The sequence below is a fragment of the Gaetbulibacter sp. PBL-D1 genome (assembly GCF_050509525.1).
In the GTDB taxonomy this organism is placed as follows: Bacteria; Bacteroidota; Bacteroidia; order Flavobacteriales; family Flavobacteriaceae; genus Gaetbulibacter_B; species Gaetbulibacter_B jejuensis.
Genome location: NZ_JBNWKB010000020.1, coordinates 37,076 through 57,527, shown reverse-complemented (window position 1 = coordinate 57,527; position 20,452 = coordinate 37,076). Strand labels below are relative to the sequence as shown.

The 20,452-nt window shown below is 35.0% G+C and carries 15 protein-coding genes; 5 read left to right on the top strand and 10 right to left on the bottom strand.

Features of this window, described 5'->3' with window-relative positions; genetic code table 11:
* A partial coding sequence (locus ACQ0RB_RS14480) for an OmpA family protein (protein WP_430499315.1) occupies positions 1-428 on the top strand: 428 nt, incomplete at its 5' end.
* Between the two features lie 54 nt (positions 429-482).
* On the opposite strand, the gene ACQ0RB_RS14475 is transcribed toward ACQ0RB_RS14480, so the two are convergent.
* From ACQ0RB_RS14475 to ACQ0RB_RS14465, 3 genes are all read right to left on the bottom strand, one after another.
* The gene (locus ACQ0RB_RS14475) at positions 483-860 is read right to left on the bottom strand and encodes a hypothetical protein (protein ID WP_430499313.1); all 378 of its coding nucleotides are present in this window, start codon (positions 858-860) and stop codon (positions 483-485) included.
* A gap of 64 nt (positions 861-924) precedes the next feature.
* Positions 925-2,307 carry a DUF5689 domain-containing protein gene (locus ACQ0RB_RS14470; protein WP_430499311.1) on the bottom strand — a complete coding sequence of 461 codons (1,383 nt, stop codon included), beginning with the start codon at positions 2,305-2,307 and terminating at the stop codon, positions 925-927.
* 35 nt (positions 2,308-2,342) lie between these two features.
* Positions 2,343-5,111 (bottom strand): carboxypeptidase regulatory-like domain-containing protein, encoded by a 2,769-nt coding sequence (locus ACQ0RB_RS14465; protein WP_430499309.1) that lies wholly within the window; start codon positions 5,109-5,111, stop codon positions 2,343-2,345.
* Between the two features lie 138 nt (positions 5,112-5,249).
* Here ACQ0RB_RS14465 and ACQ0RB_RS14460 point away from each other — a divergent pair, with 138 nt between their 5' ends.
* A complete protein-coding gene (locus ACQ0RB_RS14460) occupies positions 5,250-6,308 on the top strand; it encodes an endonuclease/exonuclease/phosphatase family protein (protein ID WP_134200503.1) in 1,059 nt (352 codons plus the stop codon).
* A 55-nt stretch (positions 6,309-6,363) separates the two neighbouring features.
* On the opposite strand, the gene ACQ0RB_RS14455 is transcribed toward ACQ0RB_RS14460, so the two are convergent.
* The 7 genes from ACQ0RB_RS14455 to ACQ0RB_RS14425 all read right to left on the bottom strand — a co-directional run bounded on the left by ACQ0RB_RS14455 (position 6,364) and on the right by ACQ0RB_RS14425 (position 17,021).
* On the bottom strand, positions 6,364-6,810 hold the full coding sequence (locus ACQ0RB_RS14455) for a hypothetical protein (protein ID WP_430499308.1): 447 nt from the start codon (positions 6,808-6,810) through the stop codon (positions 6,364-6,366).
* 63 nt (positions 6,811-6,873) lie between these two features.
* On the bottom strand, positions 6,874-9,225 hold the full coding sequence (gene pbpC, locus ACQ0RB_RS14450; protein ID WP_430499307.1) for a penicillin-binding protein 1C: 2,352 nt from the start codon (positions 9,223-9,225) through the stop codon (positions 6,874-6,876).
* A gap of 197 nt (positions 9,226-9,422) precedes the next feature.
* Positions 9,423-9,785, bottom strand: coding sequence for an endonuclease domain-containing protein (locus ACQ0RB_RS14445; RefSeq protein ID WP_430499306.1), 363 nt, complete (start codon positions 9,783-9,785; stop codon positions 9,423-9,425).
* 84 nt (positions 9,786-9,869) lie between these two features.
* Entirely contained in the window at positions 9,870-10,205 is a 336-nt protein-coding gene (locus tag ACQ0RB_RS14440) for an antibiotic biosynthesis monooxygenase family protein (RefSeq protein ID WP_430499305.1), read from the bottom strand.
* Entirely contained in the window at positions 10,202-10,924 is a 723-nt protein-coding gene (locus ACQ0RB_RS14435; RefSeq protein WP_430499304.1) for a YqjF family protein, read from the bottom strand. Before ACQ0RB_RS14435 ends, ACQ0RB_RS14440 begins: the two co-directional genes overlap by 4 nt.
* A gap of 7 nt (positions 10,925-10,931) precedes the next feature.
* A complete protein-coding gene (locus ACQ0RB_RS14430) occupies positions 10,932-11,369 on the bottom strand; it encodes a hypothetical protein (RefSeq protein ID WP_430499303.1) in 438 nt (145 codons plus the stop codon).
* A gap of 81 nt (positions 11,370-11,450) precedes the next feature.
* The gene (locus ACQ0RB_RS14425; RefSeq protein WP_430499301.1) at positions 11,451-17,021 is read right to left on the bottom strand and encodes an alpha-2-macroglobulin family protein; all 5,571 of its coding nucleotides are present in this window, start codon (positions 17,019-17,021) and stop codon (positions 11,451-11,453) included.
* A 237-nt stretch (positions 17,022-17,258) separates the two neighbouring features.
* Between ACQ0RB_RS14425 and amaB the strand changes: the two genes are divergently transcribed.
* The 3 genes from amaB (at position 17,259) to ACQ0RB_RS14410 (ending at position 20,304) form a co-directional block, all read left to right on the top strand.
* Complete coding sequence (gene amaB / locus ACQ0RB_RS14420) at positions 17,259-18,812, top strand: L-piperidine-6-carboxylate dehydrogenase (RefSeq protein ID WP_430499300.1); 1,554 nt, start codon at positions 17,259-17,261, stop codon at positions 18,810-18,812.
* Between the two features lie 114 nt (positions 18,813-18,926).
* Positions 18,927-19,637: a hypothetical protein gene (locus tag ACQ0RB_RS14415; RefSeq protein WP_430499298.1), complete on the top strand. Its 711-nt coding sequence runs from the start codon at positions 18,927-18,929 to the stop codon at positions 19,635-19,637.
* Positions 19,615-20,304 (top strand): hypothetical protein, encoded by a 690-nt coding sequence (locus tag ACQ0RB_RS14410; RefSeq protein ID WP_430499297.1) that lies wholly within the window; start codon positions 19,615-19,617, stop codon positions 20,302-20,304. The genes ACQ0RB_RS14415 and ACQ0RB_RS14410 overlap by 23 nt, the downstream gene beginning before the upstream one ends.
* The last annotated feature ends 148 nt before the right edge of the window (positions 20,305-20,452 follow it).

The following is a 20,452-nucleotide window of genomic DNA, read 5'->3' as shown; positions in this document are numbered from 1 at the left end:
AAGGCTCAGAGGAAGAAGAAGTAGCAGTAGCTATAGCACTAGATCCAATAGAAGAGATAGTGGCAGTGGACAGAGTAAACTTAGACCCAATTTATTTTGATTTTGACAAGTCTAACATTACCTCACAGGCAGCATTTGAGTTGGATAAGCTGGTACAGGTGATGCAAAAGTATCCAGAGATGGTTATCTCAGTATCGTCACATACAGACAGTAGAGGGTCAGCATCATACAACATGGCCTTATCGGACAGGAGAGCAAAGACAACAGTATCTTATGTAGTCTCTAAAGGGATAGACAGATCAAGAATAACAGGATCAGGCAAAGGAGAGAGTGAGCCTAAGGAAGACTGTGGATCAGGATGTACAGAGGAACAACACCAGATGAACAGAAGGTCAGACTTCATCATCGTTAGTGGTGGACCTATGTAATATTGCTTTAAGTAAAAAATAAAAAAAGCTCTATCGTAAAAGATAGAGCTTTTTTTATGAGATTTTTACCAGAAATAGTATGGCAATAGCTATGGTTACAATTGGTAAAAGTATTAATGAGACAATACTATATTGAGGATTGTTACTCTTTGTTTTAGTATTAAGAATTTTTCGTTTTTTGCCACTATAGTACATCCAATTTCTAAAATAAAGTGCTATTGAAACTAAGATAAAAAGTGTCCACGCTTTAGAGGATGAGATAGTATTTACTTTCATTTGGGCTAAGAATTCAGAAAAGAAAATACCTAAAAGCAATACTAATGAACATTGTACTAAAGAAATGTAGGCAACACTAATTGTGTTTGAACGCTGTTTATACCTTTTTTTAATTTGATTAAAAAAGGAAAAGAATAAAGTATCAAAGGTTGTCATTTATTAAATATAAAAAAACCTGCTAAATAATTTTAGCAGGTTTTTAATAAGTTATCTAGCTTAATTAATCTACAGATATTTTTACATTATCAACATGTAATGTCATATTTTGGTTTGATGTATCACTTCCTGTATATCTAAACGCTATATAAGCAGTTCCTGTATAAGAAGAAAGGTCTACAGAACCAGAGCTTACCCAAGTAAACCATGTATCAAAATCTACAATATAACTTTTGTTTACTGTTAAAGTTGTCCAAGTTGCAGTTGTTACTCCATCTTCAGTACCATCAAAATCAGTTGAGATTAATACTTCTAAAGGGTCATGACCTGCATCAGGATAAGCATGCTCAGTTGCAAAAGTAAATGTTTCACCTGTTTGAGCATCCATATCAATTCCTGGAGTGATTAACCAAGCAATATTAGAAGAGTCTCCAGAGTTATAAGGATTAAGCTCAGCATAACCGTTTCCAGAATATACTTGCTCAGTCCAAACTACACTACCAGCTTCAGCATAGTTAATCCAACCATCAATATTAAGTTCGGTATTATCGATTGCCGAACCAAATCCTTCTTCAAAAACAGGATCGCATCGTTGATCGTTAAAGTCAATATCACTAGTATCATTAAGGCTTAATACTATTTCATCTCCTCCGTAAGTTTGGTAAACAACTCCTGATATAGTTCCTCTGAATTCAGTTGGAACAGGTAAGTCAGAAAAACTTGCAAATGAGCTAGTAAATACATCAAATTCATAACCTGATTCACAACTAGACATTGCTCTTTGTGTATCAAAATCATCATAAGGATCAACAAATGGTCTACCTTCTAAATCACTTAAAAACTGCATGTTTTCTAAAGACACAAACATTCCTAAGTGTGAAGAGTTAATGTCTGAAGGATCTACAACTAAAGGAACAATGGTTTCAGTAACATCAGATCTAAAAACATAGTCAGGCACCATAGCAGCTGTTATTTCAGTTACTTCATCGCCATCTTCTAATCCAATACTTAAAAGTTCGTTAGAGTTTTCTCCAATGTATAATCCATTTAAAGAAACATAAACTTCTCTACCCTTATTAAATTGATTGTATGAATCAACTTGATTTAAAAGTATACCTATTGCTGCTGTAGGGTTTTCAGGTGCATCTTGCATGTAAAACTCTTTATAGAAATTTCCTGTTAAATCTGAAGAAGATACATAACCTTTTACAACAATGTTAGATTCTATTGCAGTAGGTGCTCCATTATATAAGTTTTTTACATCTGCAATACTCATCATTGACCAGTTGTCTGACATAGCTACAGAATCTAAAATACGTTGAAGACCTAAGTTTTCTTCAGTTCCTAAATTACTAGGAATAGTAAAGTCGTCATCTTCTACACATGAAGTAATAGTAAATAATACCATTAAGCTAAATGCGAATGTTAATAATTTGTTTGTTTTCATAATTTGTTAATTAATTTTATTTAATTTTTCTTTTTCTAGAATCTAAAATACACATTTACAAAGTAGTTTGTGCCACGACCGTACCAATATTTTGGTCCAAATACTCTTTTTGGGTTAGCGCTGTCGTCTCTAAGCTCTCTATAATTAGCGTTTCTACCTTGTTCAAAACCACCTGTTTTGTACTCTTTGTCAAATAAGTTACCTACACTTGCAAAGAAACCAATGTAGTAATCGTCAATTTTCCAAGATTTTCCTCCTATAAGGTTAACTACCATATAATCGTCAAATTCTTCTTGTTTTAATAACTCAGTAGCAATAGCTTCATCATAGTCATTAAATGGTAATCCATCAGCGTCTAAATAGAAGTTTTCGGTTCTTGTTAATGGATTAATATCTAAGTATGCGTTTGAGAAAAAGTTTGCTGTTGCACCAAACCACCAGTAGTCTGGATCACGATATTCAAAACCAATTGAAGCAGCACGTTGTGGTCCTCCAGCAATTTTATAATCTTTTAAGTTAGCTTCTCCGTAAGAGATTGAACCGTCTTGCGATGTAAAGCTTGCAGATGTTAGGTATAAATTAGGGTTGTTATCGTAAGTGTATTGTCCTATTGAAGCTGCTCCTTTTAATTTAATGGTTGGTGTTACTTGTGCTTCAATACCAAATTCTGCTCCTATGTGTCTTTTATCTATACCTTGTAATACTTCTTGAACAAATGCTGAGGTTTCATTGTCTTCAATTTCAAAACCACTTAAACCGTCTGCGTAGTAAAAAGAGACCTCGTTAGCATCTTCTATTTTTGAATAGAAACCTGTAAGTCTAGCTTTTACAATTGGAGATCTAAAAATATAACTTGCATCTACTGAGGTTACTTTTTCTTCTTCAATACCTCTTACGATATTGTGGTTTTCTCTTGAGTTAGAGTACGTGTTTCTTAAAGAAGGTGCTCTTGTAATGTAACCAGCGTTAACATCAAATAAATGTTTACCTGTAATTTTATAGGTAAATCCACCTTTAGCACCAAAACCAGTAAATGATAGTTTTTCACCTTTACCGTATGAACCGTCTCCAGCAAATCTACTGTGTTCCCAAAGACCTTCTCTTTGATATTGTGTGCTTGTTAAGCTACCAGCAACATAAAAATCAACTTTGTTGTATTTAAATTGCGCTTGAGCATAACCTGAAACGATATCGGCATGTAAGTTATAGTTATATCTAAACTTGTCTCCTTCACCTACACTACGGTCAGGGTTTTGAGCATCAAATTGATAACCATCAAAAGCATCTACGTTTAAAGCTCCAACTGTTGAGCCTAAAACATCAATGATTTCACCAAAATTTTCTGATTTTAATTTTCTGTAATTAACAGAAGCATTTAATAATATATTTTGAGAAAGCTCAGAGCTTAAAATAGTATTAGCTGTAATTTGCTTATCGTCACTTCTGTCTTCATATAAAACATAAGCAGCATTATCACCATTAATATTATTGGTAAGGTTGGCGTCTATAATTCTGTTCCAGTCTAACTGACCATCGTTAATAAATTCTTGTTCAGCTGTATAAGCACCTGCATAATCAGGACCATCATTATCTGCTAAAAAGTAACTTGGTAGTTTTTGGTAATAAGCAGGACTTGGGTTAGCTCCACCTGAGAAATCTAATCTACTATTTCCTAATTTACCAAATTGGTAAGCAACGTTAGTGTTTAAAGATGTTTTGCTGCTAATATCCCAATAGTGGTTTAACATTAAAATTGGTTCTTCAACTTCTTTTACACGAGAGTTACGCTTTTCACCATCTAAATAACCCCAATATTCATTATACTTAATTCCTTTTAAGTCATAAATTTCTTGTGTGTTAGGAGAAGATTTTCCTCTTCTGTTAGGCGCATAAATAGAAGTAAAGTTTATGCTGTGCTTGTCATTTATTTTTTTCTCTATAGAAGCAAAAAATGAATTAGCATCATATAGTGTTGCATCTTGGAAACCTTCATTTCCCCAACGTCTTCCTACCATAAAAGTGTAAGCCCAACCTCCTTTTACTAAACCAGAAGCATAACTAGCCATTAAACGGTTAGTATAACTTCTATTTGAAGATGAATATGTAACACGAGCACCTTTTCTGTAGCTAGAAGCTCTTAAATTAATATTTGTAGTTCCTAAAACACCTCCAAAGTTGTAAGCAGAAGGTGTTAAACCAGTAGTTAATTCTTGGTTACGTAACACGTCATTAAGTCCACCCCAATTACTCCATTGTGGTCTTCCGTCAAAAACTTTGTTCATTTCAATTCCATTAAGTAATATGGAACCGTTTTCAGAATCTAAACCTCTTACTCTAAAGAAAGAAGAACTAAATTCAAAGGCAGCAGTGCGCTGAAAGATGTCTTGCGATGATTGTAAAAGACCAGAAATGTTGTCGGCAGCACTGGTATCATCGTTTAACTCATCGTCAGAAAGAGTGATAGTAAATAAATCAACAGAGTCAGAGACATCAATATCTAATGTCATGTCTGTAATATTTACTGTTCTTCCTTCATTTACTACAATAGGATATCTTTTAGTAGTATATCCATTTTTTGAAATTCTTAAAACTTGCTCACCTAGTGGCAAGTTTGAAGAAAATGTAAACTCACCAAGAGCATCTGTAGTAGTTGTTTGTTGTGTTTCTTCTATTGTAATCGTTACACCAGGAATTGGTTCAGATGTTACTGCATCTTTAACACTACCTTTTACAATTGTGCTTTGAGCATACATTGTAAGAGATGAAAAAATTCCAAATAGAAAAATTAATAAACTTTTTTTCATACTAAATTTTAAGTTAATTGTCTTGTCTACATTAAATAATTATTATTTAAGGCGTGCAAATTTACATTATTTATAATAAATATATACTTTTGGCCTGAGTTTTGTACTCATATTAATGATAACATAACATAGCTATAAATGAAATACTTGAAAATTTGTGCTGCATTACTACTTGTAGCATCTTTTTTTACCGCTAATGCGCAAGAGAAAAAGAAATTTAAAATTCACACAGTTGCTTTTTACAATTTAGAAAATTTATTCGACACCATTAATGACCCATTAAAGTTTGACGAGGCGAGTCCAATTATGGAAATGAGCGCTAACAGACAAGAGGTTTATGAGAAAAAGGTTAAAAATATGGCGAGAGTAATTTCTGAAATTGGTGCAGATGTTACAGGAAACGCTCCAGCTATTATTGGTGTTTCTGAAATTGAAAACAGAGATGTACTTGAAGATGTTGTTAACGATCCTCAATTATTAGATAAAGACTATGGTATTATTCATTACCATTCACCAGATGCTAGAGGAATTGACGTTGCTTTATTGTATCAAAAAAAGTTATTCAGACCAATAAGCACAAGTTCTCACGAGTTGAAACTCTATGACGATATTAGTAGAAAACGTGTGTATACTAGAGATCAACTTTTAGTGAGTGGAGAATTAGATGGTGAGTTAGTGCATGTTGTGGTTAATCACTGGCCTTCTCGTAGTGGTGGTGAAGCACGTAGTAGACCAAAGCGTGTTGCAGCAGCTAAACTTAGTAAGCGTATTGTAGATTCGCTTCAGTCTATCGATCCTTATGCTAAAATATTCATCATGGGCGATTTAAATGATGATCCTACCAATGAAAGTGTAAAAAAGGTTCTTAAGGCTGAAAACAATAAAGACAAAGTAAAACTTAAAGGAATTTATAACCCTTATGAAGATTTTTTTAAGAAAGATGGCTTAGGAACAACAGCATATAGAGATGCATGGAGTTTATTTGACCAAATTTTGGTTACTAAACCTTTAATTGAAAAAGATTACGATTCATTTAGAATGTACAAAGCAGGTATTTTTAACAAAAACTACTTAACTAATAAATATGGACGTTATAAAGGATATCCATTAAGAAGTTTTGCCGATGGTGGATTTACCGATGGCTTTAGTGACCACTTTCCAGTATACGTTTATGTCATTAAAGAAGTAAAAGAATAAGAAGAGTCATCTTCAAATAAAAAAAGCGCAAATATTTATTTGCGCTTTTTTTTATTTATGCTATACCCAACCAAGTTTTCCATGGTATCATATACAATACAAATGCTAACGCAATAGTATAAAATATGGCTAAAAGTTTAAACTTAGGTTTAGAAGTTAATTTCTTTTTGTGTTTAGAATAGCCAATTGTAATAAGTACAACGGCAATAATCATTGCAAAAGGATGCTCAATAATTTTAGAGCGCAAATCATCATTTCCCATAATACTACCCATTCCCATATCACTAATTAAAGCCATATAATCAGATACAAAAAAGAATATTAACCCTAATAAGAGCTGTATATGAGAAGTAATAAGAGTGAATAATGAAACTCTAAAATCAAAGGCTTGAAATTCTTTGTTGCCAAAAAACTTAACAAGAGCATTAACAGTAGCAATGATTAAAACCAAAAGCACCAAGTAAGCCCAATAGGAATGTAAAAATTTAATAGTATCGTACATAGTTAGTATATAAAATGTTTGTAAAACAAAAATAGTGATTTTATGGCATCAATAAGCATAAGCTTATTCTGAAATTGTAAAACGTCGTTTGCCTTCATTACCAAATTCATCTACCACAGTAATTAAGTGCTTACCTTGTTTGGGGATTATGGCGAGTTCGTGTATGTCTTTCGTGCTTCCCATATAAATATCATCAACATACCAAAACACAGTAGTTTCAGGTTTTGAATGTGAGATTTGGAGCACTAAATCGTTAGTTGAACCATCAAAATCTTTTGGCAGAAAAATACTGTTGTTTTCCTTTGGATAGATAAATGCCATTGAAATGCTGTTTTCACCCAAACAATCACTTCTAAATTTGGGCAAAGGCTTGTAAAACGGATTTTTGGTTTTGTAATAATACCCCATTAAAGGCGGCAGCACAAACCACGATTTATGCGTGATATTGCTTGTGCTTTCGCAAGAAGAATTCACTTGAAATGTTTCAGTCTTATCCAAATGTACCAACACATGATACGGACAAGGTTTAGTTTTCAATCCGCTAATTTGAATGAATTTATTTTCGGTATCATCACAATTTGGCGATGCTCTATGACCACTTTTTTTACAGATAGTAACCTCTTGCATTTCATCAAAAGGTTTTGCAAACCATGGGCTGTTGGGTAACACATCAAACACATCAAATAAAATAGGAGCTGCAGCTTGTACTCCAACCAAACCTGGTCTGCCTTCTCCATCGGCATTTCCAACCCAAACACCAACCACGTAATCTGTTGTAGTGCCAATAGCCCAAGCGTCACGAAAGCCAAAACTGGTGCCTGTTTTCCAAGCAATTTGTTTAGAACCATGAAAAAACTCCCAGTTTTCATCACCTTCTGGTCGGTTTACTTCTTTTAAACTTTCGTAAGTGAGGTAAATGGAGCCTGCATCAAACAAAGTTTTTTCACTGGTTTTTTTTCCGAAGTCAACCGTTTCCGAAGCTAAAAATGTTGGTTCGCAAAACTCGTTGGAATAATATTCACTTGACGCTTCAGAAAAATGATTTAAGGTTGAAGACAATGCAGCGTAGCTTTTGCACAAGTCCCAAAGGTTACTTTCGGCTCCACCAAGAATAAGCGATAACCCGTAATGATTAGCATTGTATTTTAAATCTTTTAGCTGAAGTGTTTTTAAGTAATGATGAAACCGATCCAACCCAAACTCTTGAAGCATCCTCACCGAAGGCACATTCAGTGAACGTGACAAAGCTCTACTTGCTGGTATGGCGCCATCGTATGTTTTGTTATAGTTTTCGGGATTGTAACTCCCAAATTGCGTCGGCACATCGGCAACTAAAGTGTTGGGTAAAATATCGCCAGCATCGAGCATTGCAGCATATAAAAACGGTTTTAAAATACTGCCTGTACTTCTTGGTTTATCAATAATGTCTACATCTTTTTGATGGGATTTATCGGTAGGCGTGTTTCCAACGTAAGCAAAAACTTGTCTGGTTCTTACATCTAAAACCAAAACTGCGGCATTGTAAATTTCATTCTGACTTAATTGATTGTAATGTCTTTTTACAATACGATTAACCTGTTGCTGCAATGGTGTGTTGATGGTTGTTTTTATATGTTTACCAGAATAATCTTGAGCCACTTTTTGCAACAAATGAGGTGCAATTTGAGGCAACGGATACGGTTTTTGTGGTAAACTTTCTGCAACTGATAAATTATAGGTTAACGAATCAATAATTTGGTTTTGAAGTAGTTTTGCTAAAAGTCGGTTGCGTTTTTTAAGTAAACGTTCCTGATTTTTCCCAGGGTAAATTAAACTTGGAGCATTAGGCAAAACCGCTAAAGTGGCACTTTCAGCCCAAGAAAGTTCGTTTGCATTTCTGTTGAAATAGCGCCACGAAGCAGCATCTAAACCAACGACATTGCCTCCAAAAGGCGCATTGCTGCTGTAGTAAGAGAGAATTTTATCTTTTGAAGTTCGCAACTCCAAGCGTGTTGCTAGAATAATTTCAATGGCTTTTTCAAAATAGGTTCTGTTTTTACCTTTTCTGGATAAACGAATCACTTGTTGGGTAATGGTGCTTCCGCCACGTTTTATACCATCTGATTTTAGATTTTCGCGTAAAGCTTTAAAAATGGAAACCGGATTAAAACCAGGATGTTTGTAGAAATATTCGTCCTCAAACTGAATAATGCAAGTTTTGAATTTTTCGGGAATACTATCGTTATGCGGAAATCGCCATTGGCCATCTTTTGCAATTTTAGCGCCTAATAATTCGTCGTTTTTACTGGTGATAACCGTTGCGGTTGGGTCTTTGAAAAGTTGTTTTGGCAAACAGAAATAGTAGGCAATCAGCAATACAAAAAGTACTACTGACTTTATTTTGTTGTTTTTTATGTAGGTTGTTATTCTGTTCATTTTACCCTTAACCCTTCCGACTTTAAACCCTTATTTGGGTTTAAAGCCACCTTCCCTTTAAAGGGAAGGAGTTTGGTTTGTTTGCTGGCTTGTTTCTTTCTTTGTTCGTTAGTTCGTGATATTCTCTGTTTTACTCTCCTCCTTTGTAAGGAGGAGTGGTTTCAATTTCAATAAAGAAATTGAAAGCGAGGTGGTTCTTACTCTCTGAAATGATTACTTATCTCCTTCAAAACTTCGGTTAAATTTTCAAACACTAATTTATTTTCAAAACGGATTACCTTGAATCCTAAATTTTCTAAAATTTGTGTGCGCTCATAATCATAATTTTGTTGTGCAAAATCTAAATGATATGCACCATCCAGTTCAATGATTAGCTTTTCCGAAGCACAATAAAAATCCACAATGAAATTGGTGATGCTGTGTTGCCTTCTGAATTTTCTGCCTTTTAACTGTTTGCGTTGAAGTGACTTCCATAGTGTGGCTTCAGCAGGTGTTAGATTTTTTCGAAGTTCTTTTCGACGTTCTTCTAAATGTTTATGGTTGTGTATTTTGTTTTTCATAGTGTACTTTCCTTAAACCCTTCCGACTTTGATTTCTTTCTTGAAATCAAACCCACCTTCCCTTAAAAAAGGGAAGGAGTTTCATTAGCTATTAAACTTATACTCACGCTCTACCTTACAAATTTTCACATTGTACCAACTGTACCAATCTTGTCTGCCTTTTTGTTGCGCTACTAAATGCTCGGTGTGCTGTTTCCAGTTTTTTATAGCTTCCAGACTTTCCCAATAGCTCACTGTAATTCCAACGCCTGCACTGAGCGCAGTCGAAGTGTCGTTTCTTGCGCTATCCATACCTAAAAAGCCGTTTTGAGTTTTGGCAAGTGCTTCCATTTGGTTTGCCATTTCAGCATAACCTTCTATGTCTTCTTTTTGAGTTGAAGTGAAAATGACTGCATAATAGGGTTTAAAATCTTTCTTCATAGCGTAAGCTTTCTTTTGTCCCAAGTTAAAACTTGAACTCCTTTAGAGTAGTGAATTCTATCAGGTTTGTTATTGATTAAGCGATTGAATTTAGGGTAATCTAGTTCTAACTTTTTTATTGAAATAGATTCCATTGGCCACTCTACGTGATGCACATCATACTCAATAATATGGTTTTTATAATCCTGAAAAACTGCATAGCGTTCGGTTAGCCAAATATCGGTTTCATCTTTGATAATCTGTTTGTTGTCAAAACTATATTCAGTGTAAAATGAATTGTTGTAATTCTTGTTTTTGGAAGTAAAACTAAAGTCCGTTCGATTCATTTTAGAATAATAATACGGGAATTTAGACATTGCTTTTAAGACCTTGCACGATGAACGTTTACCGCCTTCCATACTTAAAAAATAAACACTAGGTTTGCCATTGCAAGTAATATAAACGCGTATGTTTATTTCATGAAAATCTGATATGTGTGGGACTTTAGGCAAACTTCTTACACCAATATTATTCATATTAAAAGCCACTAAACTCACCCAAGTTTTTCCGTTAATTGTATCTACCAATACGCCTTTAGGCAGAAAAGGAATTATTTGCTCTGGAGTAACTTCCCAATGCAAAAAAATAGCTTTGTTCCATTCTTGGTAAAATTTCCAAGAGCCTGAAGGAACTTCAAAAGGCCTGTGTTTGGTATGATTTAATATTTCGTTTGCTTTCAAAACGAGATTAATGATTTATAAAATTATACAACTTCGGGAATTCATCTTTAAAACGTTTATTATCCATTTTGCCATTATAATCATTGTCACCATATTCTAATCCTACATCGATTAACCCTTCGAAATCTTGTTCGTTTTCAGGAAATCTTTTAACTAAATTTATAAATTCCTCCTCACCTAGTCTGTAAATAATTTGTGTTATTACATAGCCTAAATCATAACTACTAGCAGCACCTCCATTAGGAAAATTTTTCAAACTAACTAAAGCATTAGCATCCTTGTTCAAGGATTGTTGAATCAACTTTTTCATTTTTTTGTTTCTGCTAAAGCTTTGATGAACAAATAAAGTGTCACCTATTATGATCCCATCAACATTATCAGTTTTACAACCTATTAAAAGAGAGGTTGTAAATGCAAAAATTAAATAAAAAATTACCTTTCTCATATTATGAATTCAATTTTGTCATTCTGCGCTACGACGCAGAATCTATTTCATTTGGATTCCGTATCAAGTACGGAATGACAATTACTTCTCAACAGTTATCCATTGTCCTTTAGTTCTCACTAAATACTCATTATCATACATCGCTTCGGCTTGAATTCCCGGTAAATAATAGGTTCCTAAATAGGAAGCGTTCAACATCACGTTAAAGGTTTTGGTGTCATGTTTTCCTTTTTTACTTAAATCGAAATAGAAATTCACACGGTCGTCTCTTATGTCAGTATAACGTGCTTGACTTGTTGTCGTGTTGCCAAAATCGGTGAAACGTGTGTTCACAATTTCCCAACCAGAAGGGAAAATTTGCGTCAACGCTACATCGTTCACGTTTTCATTTTTAAGATTACTAACGCTAACAGTTGCCACAAAATCCTGACCTTGTTGCAGTTTAGAAACATCCATTTTGTTGCCTTTTAAATCTTTGTATTGCACCGAAACGCTTAATCCACGTTGTTCTGCAATTTCTTCACCCAAAGGCAATTTCCCTGAATTCAATACACGTACATACACCACATTGTCAATGTTATTGGTGAATGAAAGTGAATTAGCACCATCAATAATGTTGAGTTCTCGCTGCGCAATGGCACTTTTGGTGTTTATGGTTTCGGTTTTGCCATTGTTGGTATAGCTTATGTTCAAGGCTTTTCCTCCATTGGCTTCTACCATTTTTGCCATAGCCAATAAACTGTAGGCTGTGGTTTGGGTGCTCATCCAACGATTTCCAGACAGTTCTTTGGCAATGTATTGTGCCAATTCGCGCTGTTTTGGGTTTTTGGTCAAGACCATAGTTTCCAATGCCATGGCTCTATTCCTATCTATCGAACCGTAAGTATAGTAGTTGTATCTAGGCGGTTGAAAATCAATATTGGCACGTTGTGAAATGCTTTCACTCGCTTCTTTTTGTCCTGCCAATGCGTATGCTGCTGCCAAGCGCCATTTGGCTTCGTTTGAAATTTCGGTAAACTCACGCAAACGGTTCATGCTAGCTAAATCGGGTTCGCCAGCCAACGCCAAAGTGTATAATCGGTAGGCTTGCGCTAAATCGGAATTGTAAGTTCTGTAACTCGGTCTCCAATCGCGAGCAGCTTGTTTTTGATAGCTTAACCAATTGCTTTTGAAGGTTAACGGCAACACAAAACCTTTCTTTTCAGCTTCCAACATAAAATGTCCTGCATAACTTGTGCTCCAATCGTTAGCGGTATTTTCTCCCATCCAATAACTCATTCCGCCATTTGGCTGCTGAAAATGAGCTAATTTTTTAATACCATTTTCAATATTGGATTGAATGTTTTGCTTTTTATCATAGGTTAAATCGAAAATATCACTCAAGAATAACTGCGGAAATACAGCCGAAGTAGTTTGTTCCAAACAACCATGTGGATATTGAATTAAATACTGTAATCTGCGCGTGAAATCCATTGGAGGCAAGGTTGAAAATTCTACTGTTGCGCTGTTGGTTCCTGCAACGCCAAAGGTTGAAAAATCCAACGAACCTGTGGCTTTAGCTTCTAAAGTTTTGTCGATGGCTTTTGAAGTAATTGGATTCGGATTCACCACATCCAATTCTACTTTGTAAGTCGATTTTTCACCATTTCCAGAGGCAATGACTTCAACGGTATTGATACCTTTTGCTTTACTCACATCCAATTCAAAATACGCCATTTGCTCATCGGGTTTAGCAAAACTCAAGTTTTGGGTTTGCGCACCAACTACGGAAATGCCATCGCTTAATTTCAAGCTAATATTGACGTTTTTTACTTTGTTTTCCATCGCAAAAACAGTCACAGGAAGCGTTACTTTTTCGCCAGGGCTTAATTTCCGCGGAAGCGAAGCCAACACCATCAACGGTTTTTTTACTTGTACGGTTTTTTCGGTGCTTCCGTAAGCTTCTTTGGTATTGTCTCCAGCAACGACCATAGTGCGAACCGAACCAATATAATTTGGCAGTTTAATGCTGTGCGTGTTGTTTTCACCAGCTTTTAAAGTAAATGGGCCTAAATATGTAACCACAGGTTTAAAACGGTTGGCTTTTTTGTTCTTTCCAGCCAATGCGCTGCCATCACCACCAATGGCAAATACTTGGTCGATACTACCAGAATAAGCGCCAATAACATCGTCGAAAATATCCCAAGTTTTTACGCCCAAAGCTTGACGTTTGTAAAATTCGTCCCAAGCATTTGGAGTTTTAAAACGCGTTAAATCGAGCAAACCTTCTTCCACCATCGCAATAGTGTAAGTCATGGATTTGTTGTTTTTTTCTGAAACCGAAACTTTAAATTCTTGTTCTGGTTTTAACACATCTGGCATTTTTAGTTGAGGTTCCAACTTGGTATTTGGGTCTTCCACCATAATTGGAATGACGCCATACAAACGGATGGGTAAATCGTTTGCCGAAATAGCATGCGGTTGTAGTAATGAAATGTTGACGAACACATTTGGCGCCATTATATTGGTTATCGGAACATCCACAACCGTTTCACCTTGTTGGGTTTTTACCCATCTGTAATCGAGAACTTCAGTACCATTTTCTATACTTACCAAAGCACGACCTTCGTTACCAGAATTAAAAGTGATTTTTGCCGTTTCGCCAACATTGTACTGTTCTTTATCGGCTGAAAACACTAACATTTTAGCCGCTTCTTTATCGTTTGAAGGTGCTTTTTGCCACCAGTTTTTATAGAAATAAGCGGTTCGTCCTGTGGCGTGACCACTTTTTGGGTCAACCACTCTAATGAGATAACGACCACGTTCGTTATCTGGAATTTTTATGCTGAATGAGCCTTTTCCGTTGGCATTGGTATTGACTTTTGTGTCTAAATACGGTCTGTGGTAGGTGCTTGATACGTAACTCGATAGGTTATCGTAAGAGGAATTCCACCACCAACGCCATTCAATTTTATAGACTTTTACTTCAAGATTGTTACGCTTAATAGGTTTACCATCTTTATCGACCACAACCACATCAAAGGTTTGGTTTTCATCTGTAAAAAACGAACCGTAAGCATTTCCTTTAGGTGATTTCAACCCAACAAACGACTCGTAAGGTGCGTATTGTTTGGTAAAAGCATCCATTGAGAAATCGCCACCATTTTCAAAGGCGCGAACCAAAAACTGTACGTTCAGCATTCCTGGAGCATTTTTGCCGACTTCCAATTTTTTGTTGATGCTTGCTAAACCTTCGGCATTTACATTGCCTTCAAACACGTTGATTTCTTCGGTGTTGAACTCGCGCGTTGGATCGTTAAAAACGTAATCGGTATAATTTTTAAACCCTGAATACGACGTGCTGAATTTTGCCTTCACTTCAGCTTTTAAGTTTTTTCCAGCAGCTCCGTGAAGCCATTTTACGTCCAAAGTTCCGTTTAATGGTTCGTTACTTGTTAAAATGTCGTTTTCAAAATCGACTTTAAGTTTTAATCGGTTGGGTTTTACGGTTTCAATTTTCAATCCTTTATGAAAGGTCGCTCCACCAACCGACACTTTGGCGTTGTAATTTCCGGTTTTGTCTTCGGTTGATGTTGGTACAGTAAACGTATAAAAATTGTTGAGGTTATCCGCAGTTATATTTTTGTAAACCAACTTGCCATTAGGGTCTGTGATTTCTAGTTTTACAGGATGTCCTTTTGGGAGTTTGTTGGCAACATCATTCAGCATAAAAGTTAAATGCAGCGTGTCTCCAGGTCGCCACACACCACGTTCGCCATAAATATAGCCCTTAAGTCCGCGTTGCAATTTATTTCCAGAAACATCAAATTTGCTTAACGACAACGAATTGCCATCAGCTAATTTCACATAAGTTTTGTTGGCGCCTTTGGTGACAATGGCAAATGACGCGTGTTTTTCGGCATCAATAGTTACGAGTCCGTCTTTGTCGGTAAATAAAGAAGCGATTTCTTGTTGCTGAAAGTTGTAAATTTTAACCGACGCATTGGCTTCCGGATTGGTGGTTAAAATATCAGTTACCGCAAAATAATAGGAATTGTTCGTGCTTTTTTTGGCAATCACACCCAAGTTAGAACCTAACAGATTTTGAGATACGATACGATTTTCGTTGTAATACGCTTCGTGACAAGGGTTATCGCGTTCGCGCCAATTGTAGGTGTAGTTTCGGTATCTGTAAGTGAGGTTGTCCCAATATTCTTCTTCCTTTAATTCCTCATCTTCGGTAAAAGTCTCATTGTAGTCGCCTTCGTAATAATAGTCTTCTTCGTAGTAATAATCGTCGTATTCATCTGTATCAGAATTTGAAGTATTTACAGAGCAATCGTACAACGAATAATTTTTGTTGAAACTCAATTCCACACGATACATTGCGCCAACATCAGCCTTAAAATAATGGGATAAATCGATGCTATAGGCTTTCCATTTTCCGGTGTTTTCGGCAGCGGTTTGCAGTTGAATGGTTTGTTTGGCAATGCGACGACCAACTTTTTTAATGTTGTATTCGTTGTTGCTGTTGAGATTGTTGTCTTGAAGAAATTGCAAAATATTGTCTTCAAAAATTTTGATGATACGCACATCAATGGCACTTAAATTCACCGCTTCAAAGTTGAATTTCAATTCTTGTGAATTTGGTAAAATGGTACCATTGCTGATTAATCGAACTTGCGGTTTTAGAGCTTCAAAAGCAATACTTTCGGAAAACGGTTTTTTGAGTTTAAAGCCTTCATCGTTGGAAATGCCTTGAAACACATCTACCATAATATTGCCAACCAACTTGCTGTCTGGATACACTTTTAGCACATTGCCATCAACAACATATTTTGGGTTTTTAACATTTTGAATAGTGACCAATCCGTCAAAATTTTGCTGCTTCTTTAATGGGTCGGAAAAGTTTATAGAAAGGTATTGTTCAGGCGATTGAATAACATCTACATCAATAATGGTGAAGTTGTTAATACCTGGAATAAGCACTTTGTTTTCGCCTGAATTATCTGCTTTTATAGCCTTTCCGCTCCATTTTACGAGAATTTCGCTGTCCTCAATTTTTCGGTTGATGCTATCAATTCTAAATTCAAAAACTTTTGAACGCGTGTTGTTTTCATTAAAAACAATGGACAGATTTTTTCCGGCTTGAGTGGCTTCAACCAATTTTTTTGCGTCTTTTAAATTAATCACATCTGCCGAACGTAAAATAGACTCTAAATACTGCCAGTTTTTGCTGTAAGATTGTAGGTTGTTGGTAACGATACTGAAATTTGGCGTGATGGTTTTAAACTGAAAGGTGTAATCTTCAAACCCTTTCGGAATGTTATCGTAAATCTTGTTCAGCTTTACTGTAACTGTGTATTCTGTTGTAGGTTCTAGAGGTTCATCTGGAGTAAAAATTAATGTGTGCTTGTTGGCTACTGTTAGTTTTCCTTCGGAATGTGGTGAAATAGACACGATTTTATCGGTAATTTCTTGTCCCATTTCCCAACCCTCAACATCGTTTGCCAAATTAATTTGAATAGGATCAACTACCGAAACTAATCCTGAAGAGGTGTAACTTATATAATCTCTAAATTTAAAAAGGTTGTCGGTTTCTACTTCTTTCTTTTTGCAGGATGCGACTAGCGTAAGCACAGCTACGATAGCCAAAAATTTTCTTAATGGCATAGATTGATGGTTTTAAAAAATTGAACTTAATAAAAAGAAGTGTAGGTAATTCCTTATAAAATAATTACGCTCAATTTTTAAGTTTTAGTCTTTGGGTTTCTGTTAAATAAGTCTTAAAATTTTAATTAAACTTAAAGTTTTAAAGTTACGTTTTTTAAAAATGAACTCTCAAGTTAAAACGACAATTTATTAGTATCTTCGCATAAAAATTTAATAATTCATAAAAAAACGACAAATATGGATGCAATCGCTACCGATTTCGGAATAAAAGAAGCGTTACAACAATTAGGAGTTAAAGATATAAATGAAGGTACATCTACAGGTGTAAATAACTTCTCTAATGGAGATGTTATTGAAAGTTTTTCTCCTGTTGATGGAAAATTGATAGCCAAAGTAAAGGCGACAACAAAAGACGATTATGAAAAAGTGATGCAAGCAGCTACTTCAGCTTTTAAAACTTGGAGAGTAATGCCTGCGCCACAACGTGGAGAAATAGTACGTCAGTTTGGTGATAAATTAAGAGAAAAGAAAGAAGCTCTTGGTAAATTGGTGTCTTATGAAATGGGTAAATCTTACCAAGAAGGTTTAGGTGAAGTTCAAGAGATGATTGATATCTGTGATTTTGCTGTAGGGTTATCTCGTCAGCTTCATGGTTTAACGATGCACTCTGAAAGACCAGGACATAGAATGTATGAGCAATACCATCCGCTTGGTGTTGTTGGTATTATTTCTGCATTTAATTTCCCTGTAGCTGTTTGGTCATGGAACACAGCTTTAGCTTGGATTTGTGGTGATGTTTGTGTTTGGAAACCTAGTGAGAAAGCTCCAATTTGTGGAGTAGCTTGTCAAAACATTGCAGCTGAAGTTTTTAAAGCTAATAATTTACCAGAAGGGATTTCTTGTTTAATCAATGGAGATTATACAGTAGGTGAAATGATGACTAAAGATACACGAGTACCTTTAGTATCTGCTACCGGATCAACAAGAATGGGTAAAATTGTAGCTCAAGAAGTTGCAGGACGTTTAGGTAAAAGCTTATTAGAATTGGGAGGAAACAACGCAATAATTGTTACACCAGATGCTGATATTAAAATGACTGTTATAGGAGCAGTGTTTGGAGCTGTAGGAACTGCAGGACAACGTTGTACTTCTACAAGACGTTTAATCATTCACGATTCAATATACGATAAAGTAAAAGACGCTGTAGTAGATGCCTATAAGCAATTACGAATTGGTAATCCATTAGATGAAAACAATCATGTTGGACCATTAATTGATACTGATGCAGTAAAAATGTACCAAAATGCATTAACACAAGTTGTTGAAGAAGGAGGAAATATTGTTGTTGAAGGCGGTGTACTTTCAGGAGAAGGTTATGAAAGCGGTTGCTATGTAAAACCAGCAATTGCTGAAGCTAGAAATGACATGAAAATTGTACAGCATGAAACTTTTGCTCCAGTATTATATTTATTAAAATATTCTGGTGATGTAGAAAATGCTATTGAGATGCAAAATGGTGTAGCTCAAGGATTGTCTTCAGCGATTATGACTAATAACTTACGCGAGGCAGAGCGTTTCTTATCTCATGCAGGAAGCGATTGTGGAATTGCTAATGTAAATATTGGAACATCAGGAGCTGAAATTGGTGGAGCCTTTGGAGGAGAAAAAGAAACTGGTGGAGGACGCGAGTCTGGTAGTGATGCTTGGAAAGTGTATATGCGTCGCCAAACAAACACCATAAATTATACTACTGAGTTGCCATTAGCGCAAGGTATTAAGTTTGATTTATAAACTGTTTTTTTAAATAAATTAAAGCCACATCAAACGATGTGGCTTTTTTAGTTTTAACACTTTTTGACGCAACCTTTTCTTACAAAATACATCTTTTGTGTATATAAATACTTTATGGCTCAGCTAAAGATAATTTTAAGACGCTTAATGCTATTTCTGTTAATCACTTTACTTATAGCTTGTGAAACACGGTTTGAAGATAATACCAGAATTTTAGTTAAAGGGAGTGTAAAAGATCAATATGATTTAGCAATACAAAATGCACAAATAAATGTCTACACAAGCCGTGTTACTTCTTTTTTAGGTGGAGAACAAGAGTTTTTACTTGGAAGCGGTTTTTCAGATTCAAATGGTGAATTTTCTGTAGTTTCTCTTTTTGATAAAGATGAAGACTTTTCGGTTGAAATAGATGCAGGTCCAAACTATTCTAAATATGTTTATAAAACCAGTACAATTAATTATGAACCTACAAATTTGACTTTTGATTTAGGAAATAGAATTCTATTAGAGTTGACTGCTGTAAACTATACTATCAATAGAATTAGCGAAGAGGGAAATAACATTCAGTATTCATTTAGATTTACTGGTGAGTTTTGCTTAGAAGTATATGATGAAGGAGTATTAAATATTGAAGATTCTCAATGTAATACGCAACAGCTTTTAGATGGTATTTTAAATGACAGTACACCTGATATAGAGGGAGATTTTTATGCTCCCATTGGTACAGAAGTTGTATTTATTTATTCAGTTAATGAAGCTCCTGAAAGTACTGAAACATTCATAGTTGAAAACAATAGTAATAATGAGTTTATATTTTCCTATTAAGACATTTTATGTTGCTGTTTTTGTGTTGTTTGCGTTCAATGCTTTTTCCCAGTCAAGTTCTGAAAAGGATAGCGTGAGTTCAAATATTTCTTATGAAAATAATAGACAACGTTTTGGGTTTTTTTCTATGGGTTATCATAATCCAAACACAACAGGAGATAATTTCATGGGAGATGGTTTACAAGGTAAATCGGGTTTTGATTTTAAATTTCAAATGTATGTTTATAAACAATTTTTTTTAGGTCTTTACACAGGTGCAAGTTATTTTGATGTTAAAGATGTTGAATTGGTTGGCAACTATAAAAAATCAACATTAAATGAAAGTTATCTATATATTGGGTATGAGTTTTTGCCAGCTGATAGAATGCGATTAGGAGCATTAGCTTCGTTTTATGGAGACTCAAGATTTAAAAATTACTATTCCAAAACAAGTAATGTGTATCAAGTAGACAAAGGAAACCTTAATAGTTTTGGAGTCTATTTCAATTATGAATTAAGTAGTCACTTTATGATTTATATTGACTATGCTTATAGAACTACCAAAACGGAAATAAATACTTCAACTGAGCTGAACCAATTCTTCGAAAAAGGCAAATATCATAGCATAGGAATAGGCTTAATTTTTGCATTAGGCAGTAAAGATGTGTTATCTACCTTCATAGACTAGTTTGAAAGAATTCATTGATTAAAAATCAGTGATATTGTTAATCTATTAAGTAAAAATTGAAAGCTTTAACAAACTTTTAGTGTTGTTTTTAAAATTTTTGGAACTGTTTTTGAGTTATTGTTTTAAACGTTTCAGGTTTCTGTAAGTC